Below are 9,612 nucleotides of genomic sequence, written 5' to 3' on the forward strand. Positions count from 1 at the left end.
GTGTATCTTTGACAAACTATCACAGCTTTCACGGCTACAAAAGTTTCAAGGATATAATTATGCCGAGCCAGTTGAAACGCTCATTGCTTATTGGCCTCATGGTCTACATCAGTGTTTTTGCAGTATCGAGTTTTGCAAAGCAACAAAGCAGTATGTTAGAGCAGTTTGATTTGGCTGAAAATTGGCCTCAAAAGCAGTTGTTGGCTAGTGAGTTATTATCTTCAGTGCAGCTATCAGATAAACAAAAAAATGCTATTTATTCTGAAATGGCTAAAAATGCTTTTGAAATAAGCGATTACACTCAAGCGCTTCATTACTATAAATTATTGGAGCAAGGCAGCGATTTTAATGATTTACCTGAGTTGCATTTTAGAGCTGTAAAAATGCAGGGTGTGGTGCTGTATTACCAAGGTTTGATGCAACAAGCCGTTATTGATTATAGTCGAGCATTAAGTCTTGCCGTTCGTTTAAATAGCCCTTTAAAACAAGCTAATTTATTGAGTAATATAGGATTATCATATTTCGATATGTATAATATGGAACTAGCCCTTGATTACTATCAGCAAGCTAAAGTTATTTATGAGCAAGATGGCAGTGCACAAGATCAAGCCGACATTTTGCATAATATTGCAGGGGTTTATATTCGTTTATCTCGCTATGATTCAGCATTGGAAATATACCGCAAAGTACTAAGTGTATTTCAAGCGTTGGGCGATGAAGATGGTGTTGCTCAAGTGCACGGTAATATGGGCGTTGCATATGATGAGTCGGGTCAAAATCAACTAGCTCTGCATTACTACCAGCTGGCTTTACGTTATTACCAAAGTACCAATAATGCCTTTCAACTATCTACAAGACATAATAATTTAGCCAACATTAATTTAAAAATAAACGAACTGGATGCTGCATATTATCACTCAAATGCCGCACAAGGATATGCACGACAAATTGATAATAAACAGCTGTTATTAGCCGCTTTGCATGTGTTAGCAAAAATACAGTTGGTCAAAGGTGATATTGATGCTGCAAAGAAAAATTTAGAGCAATCAATAGCGCTGGCGAAACAATACAAAGATGAAATGCGCTTAAGAGATGGCTTAGGAATTGAAGCGTTGTTAAGTGCAAGCTTAGGTGATTTTGAACGAGCGATGCACTTACATGACAAATTTGTAGAGTATCAACGTAGTATGACAAGCGAGGAAATAATTAAAGCCCTAAATGTGTTTCAATCTCAATTTGAATCCAATAAATTGAATCAGGAGATTCAAGATCTGAAGCAAACTAGTCGATTACAAGAGTTAGAGATAGCAAAGCGCTCACAACTCACTATTTTGTTGGCGATAGTATTCGTACTGGTTTTGATCTGCAGTGTTGCTTTATATCGCCGTACAATTGAAAGAAAAGCCAAAGTACAACTAGAAGAGAAAGTTGAAAAGCGTACGCAAGAGTTACGATCTGTTGCTCAAAAATTACAGTCAGCAAATGAAGTGAAAAGCCAATTTTTAGCAAATATTAGCCATGAGATCCGCACTCCTCTAACAGCTATTTTGGGGCAAACTGATGATTTATTAAATGGTTTATATGACACGGAGCAATTAGGTGCGGAGTTACTGGTAATTAAAAAGCACAGTGATCATCTCAAAGAGCTCATTAATGATGTGCTTGATCTCAGTAAGATCGAAGCAAATCGTTTAGAGCTGAGTGTTTGTGATTTTGATTTAGTGCAGTTGGTAATGGATGTGTATTCAATGTCTAGTTTGCAAGCGAGAAGCAAGGGTTTGACGCTTACATTGGATAATCAAATTGGTGAGCAGTACTGGGTTAAGTTAGATTTGATGCGAGTAAAGCAAATTTTAATCAACTTACTTAGTAATGCAGTTAAGTTTACTCAACAAGGCTCGGTTACATTACGCATCAATGAAACCGCTTTGGGCGTCCAGTTTGCAGTAATAGATACAGGTATCGGTATTCAGGCTGAGCAGTTAAAGATAGTTTTTGAGTGTTTCCAACAAGGGGATAACACAATCAGTCGACGCTTTGGTGGCTCGGGGCTTGGTTTAAGTTTATCACAACAGTTAGCTATGATGATGGGGGGTTATATCAATGCACAAAGTGAATACGGTAAAGGCAGTGAATTTATGCTTTATTTGCCATGTAAACAATATCTACCAGGCATACCAGTTTCATCATTACCAGTAACTACTACAGCGAAAACATTGGCTGGGAAGGTATTACTTGCTGAAGACCATCCGGATAACCGTCGCTTAATTACACGCTTCTTAAACACCTTAGGGCTAGATGTTATTGCTGTAAGCAATGGTGAAGAAGCTGTTGAACAATGCCTTAGTGAATTTCCCGACGTAGTTTTACTAGATATACAAATGCCAATAATGGATGGCTTAACAGCCTTCGATTTGCTAGAGAAGTGTGGTTTTAATAAACCGGTTTTTGCACTGACAGCCAATGCAATGAGCCATGAAATTGCAGATTATCTGGCCTTAGGTTTTTCGGGGTATTTAAGTAAACCCCTAGATAAAGAAGATTTTTACACTAAACTTAGCGAGCACTTAAGTGTGTTACCAGCTTCAAAAGAAATGGCTATCGATATCGATGTTAGTGATCTAATCAGAAGTTTTGTAGCCAGCTTTGATGATGAAGTAAATGCATTAAAAGATCACTATCAGCAAGGTGACCTGTCTGCTTTGCAACAAGATAGTCATCGGATCCTTGGTGCAGCACAAATGTTCGCATTAGATAGTGTCATTCAACCAGCATTATTATTGGATAAGGCATTGTTAAACAGTACCGAAGCCGAAAATAATACAGGGTTAACAGAATTAGTTGAGTCATTAATCCATGAGTTAGAGCAGTTTAAGGTTTAGAATAACTCTATATCATTTGTTGGTGCGGTCGTGTTTTGGTTGCTACTGGAGGTATTTTCGTTGCGCCTAGCGCTATCATTACGTTGAGTGTTATCAATAATGCCCTCGCTAACATGAAATAACCCCAACTTTTCATGTAGGCTTTTTGCTAAATTTCGAAGATCTTCACTGGAAACCGATTGGATCAATGTGCTCGAAAGTGCATCCGAATTTAGCTCCACCATTGCTTCAATGTTTGACTGGGCTTCATCGGACATTATTTTTTGTTGAGCAACTTGATGGTTAATTTTTTCTGATAGTGCGTTGATGGCCAGCATAGCTTGTTCAATGGTATTAATCTCGTTACTTGTTGCATGCGATAGCTTAACGGTTTGTTGTGCTTCAGTTAGTGCATTGCTCATCAAAGTGTCAGCACGATCAGTGCTTTCTTGAATTTTCCCCACCATAGTACGAACCTCTTGTGTGGAATTACTTGTTCGTGCTGCTAAATTACGTACTTCATCAGCGACAACAGCGAAGCCTCGGCCTTGCTCGCCAGCACGGGCCGCTTCAATTGCGGCATTGAGAGCTAGTAGATTTGTTTGTTCTGCAATTGCATTTATTACTTCAATCACTGAACCTATATTATCGCTGTCTTGTTTTAAGACTTTCATATGTTCACTTGTTTGCTCTATATTTGTAGCTAATTTTGATAAGCTTGCTTGGCTATTATCGCTATCAATACGCGTCTGTTGAACTGATTGAGTTGCAGAGGCGACAGAGGTGTAAATAAGTTCAACATCACTTTCTAGCTCTCTGGATATACGTATAGTGTGCTCTATAGTTGTGGCTAATTCTTCACCATGTGCATGTTGAATACTGGCTTTTTGGGTCATTGAAGCATAAGTATCTCGTAATGCATCTGCCATAGGGAGTAAGCGCGATGAAGTACAATATATCTCATGAAACATATGCTCTATGGTGGTTAAACTTGCATTGAGTGCAAAGCATGATTTTGGGGTGATATTAGGTTTTTCGTCAAAACGAAAAGTGAAATTTATATAATCACTGGTGATTAAATTTTCGACTAGGTTATCTAAGTGCGGAGTTGGTAACACAACATTTTTATAAATGAGTAAGGTCGTGCCATTACCTACCATTATTATAAATAATAAGCTCAAAAGTGCAGAGAGTTGTAGGTCAAAAAAGTAGCATATTAGACACGTACCAAGTATTAAAAAGCCAGTTAGAATTAAAATACTTTTAGTTATTGTCATCCGTTACACCTTAAGATCTTAATTTTGTCAGATAAAATAATGTATTTAATCGCCCCTAGGAAGAACTCTTTGGGCAGCGCATGTTTGGCATTTATACTGCATTTATACTGCATTTATACTGCATTATCGCCTATTTATGGGGAATAACCACACACCATAGGCGCTGCCCTGCCTAAATACCAAGCACACTGCTGCAAAATTAATCACGAAAGGTCAACACGCCCTAGCAGAGCAGCAATCATTTCATATGATTTTATTTTGCATACTAATTAAGTTATAGAGTAAAGCATAGAGTAAGACAAATAATCATTGGTAGGTTGGTAAATAAGAGAAAAAAAAGCCCGTTTAAAACGGGCTTTTTTAATATGAATAGTTTTACTGACGTCTCATAGAGTCAAAAAATTCATCATTGGTTTTGCTCATAGAAAGTTTATCAATTAAAAATTCCATAGCATCAATTTCAGACATTTCATGTACGATTTTACGTAAAATCCACATTTTTTGTAGTTCATCTGTCTTCGTCAGTAATTCTTCACGACGAGTACCTGAACGATTGAAGTCAATTGCAGGGAATACACGCTTTTCAGCAATCTTACGATTTAAGTGCAGTTCCATATTACCGGTACCTTTAAACTCTTCGTAGATAACTTCATCCATCTTAGAGCCGGTATCGATAAGGGCAGTTGCGATAATTGTTAAACTACCACCTTCTTCAACGTTACGTGCAGCGCCAAAGAAACGCTTTGGCTTGTGTAATGCGTTAGCATCAACACCACCGGTGAGTACCTTACCTGATGAAGGAATTACGGTGTTATAAGCACGCGCTAAACGAGTGATTGAATCTAGTAAGATGATGACATCTTTTTTATGTTCAACTAAACGTTTTGCTTTTTCAATTACCATTTCAGCAACTTGAACGTGACGGCTCGCAGGCTCATCGAACGTAGATGCAATTACTTCGCCTTTTACAAGACGCTGCATCTCAGTTACTTCTTCTGGACGCTCATCGATTAGTAATACCATCAACGTTGCATCAGGGTGATTATGGGTAATTGATTGCGCGATATTTTGCAGTAGCATTGTTTTACCCGCTTTTGGCGGTGCTACTAATAAACCACGTTGACCACGGCCGATAGGTGAGGCTAAATCAAGTACTCGAGCAGTAATATCTTCAGTACTACCATTACCACGCTCCATACGTAAACGTTCGTTAGCATGAAGTGGTGTTAGATTTTCAAAAAGAATTTTAGTGCGAGAATTTTCTGGTCTATCAAAATTTACTTCGTTTACTTTTAGTAGTGCAAAGTAACGTTCACCGTCTTTAGGTGGACGTATGAGACCCATTATAGAGTCACCAGTACGCATACTAAAACGACGAATTTGGCTAGGTGATATATAAATGTCATCAGGACCAGCAAGGTAAGAGGCTTCTGATGATCTTAAGAAACCAAAACCATCCTGTAAGATTTCTAGTACACCACCGCCAAAAATGTTCTCTCCACTTTTGGCGTGGGCTTTAAGGATAGCAAAGATTATATCTTGCTTTCTTAAGCGGGCTACGTTTTCGAGCCCCATGGACTCAGCTAAGTCTACAAGCTCTTTAATCGACTTGTCTTTTAATTCGCGTAAATGCATATTGGTGGGTTCTTTATTACAGTTATCATGCTCATATAATCGATATTAATTAATGAGAGAGGTTCGTTGGTAAACTAAGGATTAGTTGGCTTTATAAACTAGCAGCTCACTGGCGTAGCGTCCAGTCTTTATACAAAAAAAATCTAAAAAAGGGCATTTGCCCTTTTTTAGATTCAATATTAGATGTTATTTTCTAAAAACTCAATTAACTGAGTTTTAGATAATGCACCAACTTTAGTTGCTGCAACTTGGCCATCTTTAAAAAGTAATAATGTAGGGATACCACGAATACCGAACTTAGGTGGTGTGCCAGCATTCTGATCGATATTTAATTTACCGATAACAACACGGCCGTCAAATTCGTCAGCTACTTCATTAAGAATAGGGGCGATCATTTTACAAGGTCCGCACCATTCTGCCCAAAAATCAACCAGTACAGGTTTGTCTGATTGTAGTACGTCAGCTTCAAAGCCATCGTCAGTTAATTGAATTATTTTCTCGCTCATTGCGCTCTCCGATAAGTTAGGCGAATTTATTTAATGCGTATTTAAACACTCTTGTTTCTTATTGCAAGTTTAAACGTTATGCTTAAACGCTATGACTAAGACACATTTGACCGATAAAAAGTTTTCAGACTTTGCTATTGCACCGGAAGTGGTTGCCGGGTTAACCGAAAGTGGGTTTGAATATTGCACACCCATTCAAGCTAAATGCCTACCTTTTATTTGTGATGGCCGTGATATTGCGGGTCAAGCACAAACAGGTACAGGCAAAACGTTGGCGTTTTTAACAGCCACGTGCCATCGGTTATTACAATCTAGCAAAGCACCTAGTAAACATCCAAGAGCCCTGATCATGGCCCCAACTCGGGAGCTTGCGATTCAGATTCACAAAGATGCAAAAATTTTAGCGCCACACTGTAATCTTAACTTAGGTTTAGTATATGGTGGCGAAGATTACGAAAAACAACGTGCACAGTTAGAAAAAGGCGTTGATATTTTAATTGGCACCACAGGGCGCTTAATCGATTTATATAAACAAGGGTGTTATACCCTCAATGAAATCGAAGTAGTGGTACTTGATGAAGCCGATCGTATGTTTGATTTGGGCTTTATTAAAGATATTCGTTACATGTTTCGCCGTATGCCGGATACATCGCAACGCCTTAATTTATTGTTTTCTGCAACACTTTCATATCGTGTTCAAGAGCTGGCGTTTGAGCACATGACAAACCCAGAGCATGTACAAGTTGAGCCAGATGTAAAAACGGGCAAGCGAATCAGTGAAGAGTTATTTCAGCCATCTCAAGAAGACAAAGTTAAGCTGTTATTAACCTTGATTGAAGAAGAATGGCCTGAAAAAGCGATTGTTTTTGCTAATACCAAGCATAGTTGTGAAACAGTGTACGCATGGTTAAAAGAAGATGGACATCGTGTTGGTATGCTTACCGGTGATGTAAATCAGAAAAAGCGCCAATCAATTTTAGCGCAGTTCACTAAAGGTGATCTAGATTTTCTAGTAGCAACGGATGTTGCAGCACGAGGATTACATATCCCTGAAGTGAGTCATGTATTTAACTTTGACTTACCAGATGATTGTGAAGATTACGTACATCGTATTGGTCGTACTGGTCGTGCAGGTGCATCAGGTAAAGCGATTAGTTTTGCATGTGAACAATACGCGTACAACCTTCATGAAATTGAAGAATATATAGAACATAGCATTCCTTTATCGCATTACGATAAAAGTGCATTGCTTGATGATTTAACAAAACCTACTATTCAAAGAAAGCGTAACTATTCAACAGGTCCTCGTAATCGTAATAACAACAGCGGACGTAGACCTAATAATAATTACCAAAAAGCACGGTCGTAATTACGACCGTCATTATAGTCGTAGTAGTAACTAGAGGTTTTTGAACGGTGGGGCAACTTAAACCGCAAAAAAATGTTTACGCAGTAATTGATTTGGGATCAAATAGCTTTCATATGCTGATTGCTAAATCAATTGCTGGCGGCTTACAAACCATAGGCCGGGTTAAACGCAAAGTCAGATTAGCTGCTGGGCTTAATGACGATAATTTACTGAGCACGCAAGCAATGCAGCGAGGCTGGGAATGTCTTGCCTTATTTGCTGAGCGTCTACAGGATATCCCTAAAAAAAATATTACAATTGTTGCCACAGCTACTTTACGCTTAGCAACAAATGCTGATGTATTTAGAATTAAAGCAGAGCAAATTCTTGGCCATAAAATTAACGTTATCAGTGGTGAGTTAGAGGCGCGAACTATTTACAAAGGTGTCGCGCATACTTCTTCTTGTAGTGGTCGTCAGTTAGTGATCGATATTGGCGGTGCGAGCACTGAAGTTGTAATTGGTAAAGGTTTTGATGCACTGCATTATAAAAGCCTAAATATGGGTTGCGTTACCTACCTTGAACGCTACTTCAAAGATTGTCAGCTAAATGAAATCAATTTTAATGCAGCAATAAAAGCCGCGCGTCTCGTGATTGATGAAATAGCATCTGATTATAAGAGCGCTGGGTGGGAAATTGCCTCTGGGGCTTCTGGTACAGTGCAAGCGATCCAAGAAATTATGGTCGCGCAATCTTTAGATGAATTACTGAGTCTAGACAAACTCAATGCTATTAAAGAGCAATCAATTACCTATAAAACTATTGCCGCATTAGATTTGCCAGGCTTAAGTGAAGAACGCAGATTAGTCTTTGTTTCTGGGCTAGCAATTTTGATTGCTTTATTTGAGTCGCTTGAAATTGACAAAATGGGACTTGCCGGAGGAGCACTCCGAGAAGGCGTCTTGTATAGCATGATCCCTGAGTTTCATAACCATAACATTCGTAAGCGTACTATTGATGGTTTAATGGCGCGTTATCATGTAGACCAAAAACAAGCTAATCGTGTAGCAGATCTTTCCAGCCAGCTAGCGCTTCAAGTTAGTGAGCAATGGACACTACTAGATACAAGCGGATTGCCTTTGCTCAAAGCGATTGCACAATTACATGAAATTGGATTATTAATAGAGTACAAGCAATATCAGCAACACACCGCTTATATTCTTGAAAATACTGAGATGCCAGGGTTCTCACAATCAGAACATAAGATAATAGTGGCGACTGCAAATGCACATCGTTCGGATCTGCAAAAAAATGGTTTTGATTATTTAGGTTGTCATGCCCAGTTAACTCAATACGTAACACGTTTAATAAGAATTGCAGTGATTCTATCAATGCGTCGTCAAGATGATGTGCTACCAAAACTTACCTTAATTGCTAATAATGAGGCTTTAACACTATCATTTGAAAATGATTGGTTAAAAGCACACCCTTTAATGGCAAGTGAGCTTCAACAAGAGTCTAAACAGCAAGAAAAGGCAGGTTGGAAGTTTATAGTTAAGTAGATAAAAGGGCTATAAAGCCCTTTTATAGTATTAAAAACCGCCTTTCTGTACTAATTTCACTCGAACAACCAATTAAATCAAAAAAGTTCAAAAAAAGTGTTGATCTGTTTTTGGATCTCCCTATAATGCGACCCCACTGAGACGGGAAACGCCAACGCATAGCGAGGCACGGACTTATCAGAGAGTTAAATAAAACTTCGGTTTTAAATATTCCAAAAGAAAATTTAAAACAAAGTATTGACTCGAAAAATAAAGGGTGTATTATTCGCATCCCTTGAGTCGCTAAAGCGAATCAAAACGTTCTTTAACAATATAAAGCAATCATCTGTGTGGGCACTCGTACAGATTGAGTTCTAACAGCCGAGCTTAACTTTCTTTTTAGATAGGTAAGCAAGGCAAAAAATTTAGAGTCTCAATGTGATT

The 9,612-nt window shown here is 38.5% G+C and carries 6 protein-coding genes; 3 read left to right on the forward strand and 3 right to left on the reverse strand.

Annotated elements, in window-relative coordinates; translation table 11 throughout:
• The first annotated feature begins 59 nt into the window (after positions 1–59).
• The gene (locus HJP15_RS07135) at positions 60–2,882 is read left to right on the forward strand and encodes an ATP-binding protein (protein ID WP_170173349.1); all 2,823 of its coding nucleotides are present in this window, start codon (positions 60–62) and stop codon (positions 2,880–2,882) included.
• Here HJP15_RS07135 and HJP15_RS07140 read toward each other — a convergent pair.
• From HJP15_RS07140 to trxA, 3 genes are all read right to left on the reverse strand, one after another.
• Positions 2,879–4,138 (reverse strand): methyl-accepting chemotaxis protein, encoded by a 1,260-nt coding sequence (locus HJP15_RS07140; protein ID WP_170173350.1) that lies wholly within the window; start codon positions 4,136–4,138, stop codon positions 2,879–2,881. The two genes, HJP15_RS07135 and HJP15_RS07140, sit on opposite strands and share 4 nt — an antisense overlap.
• A gap of 375 nt (positions 4,139–4,513) precedes the next feature.
• A complete protein-coding gene (gene rho / locus HJP15_RS07145; protein WP_054205212.1) occupies positions 4,514–5,773 on the reverse strand; it encodes a transcription termination factor Rho in 1,260 nt (419 codons plus the stop codon).
• A 179-nt stretch (positions 5,774–5,952) separates the two neighbouring features.
• A complete protein-coding gene (trxA, locus tag HJP15_RS07150; RefSeq protein WP_054205211.1) occupies positions 5,953–6,279 on the reverse strand; it encodes a thioredoxin TrxA in 327 nt (108 codons plus the stop codon).
• A gap of 91 nt (positions 6,280–6,370) precedes the next feature.
• On the opposite strand from trxA, the gene rhlB reads away from it, so the two are divergent.
• Both rhlB and gppA read left to right on the forward strand, forming a co-directional pair.
• Positions 6,371–7,648, forward strand: a complete 1,278-nt coding sequence (rhlB, locus tag HJP15_RS07155; protein ID WP_054205210.1) for an ATP-dependent RNA helicase RhlB — start codon at positions 6,371–6,373, stop codon at positions 7,646–7,648.
• 47 nt (positions 7,649–7,695) lie between these two features.
• Positions 7,696–9,189 (forward strand): guanosine-5'-triphosphate,3'-diphosphate diphosphatase, encoded by a 1,494-nt coding sequence (gene gppA, locus HJP15_RS07160; protein ID WP_054454394.1) that lies wholly within the window; start codon positions 7,696–7,698, stop codon positions 9,187–9,189.
• Positions 9,190–9,612 lie beyond the last annotated feature (423 nt).

The organism is Pseudoalteromonas sp. NEC-BIFX-2020_002 (assembly GCF_013002825.1).
Taxonomy (GTDB): domain Bacteria; phylum Pseudomonadota; class Gammaproteobacteria; order Enterobacterales; family Alteromonadaceae; genus Pseudoalteromonas; species Pseudoalteromonas neustonica.

Bases quoted from the DNA above. Each gene is read 5' to 3' on its own strand.
- HJP15_RS07135 (WP_170173349.1), top strand. From the start codon at position 60: ATGCCGAGCCAGTTGAAACGCTCATTGCTTATTGGCCTCATGGTCTAC.
- rhlB (WP_054205210.1), top strand. From the start codon at position 6,371: ATGACTAAGACACATTTGACCGATAAAAAGTTTTCAGACTTTGCTATT.
- HJP15_RS07140 (WP_170173350.1), bottom strand. From the start codon at position 4,138: ATGACAATAACTAAAAGTATTTTAATTCTAACTGGCTTTTTAATACTT.
- trxA (WP_054205211.1), bottom strand. From the start codon at position 6,279: ATGAGCGAGAAAATAATTCAATTAACTGACGATGGCTTTGAAGCTGAC.
- rho (WP_054205212.1), bottom strand. From the start codon at position 5,773: ATGCATTTACGCGAATTAAAAGACAAGTCGATTAAAGAGCTTGTAGAC.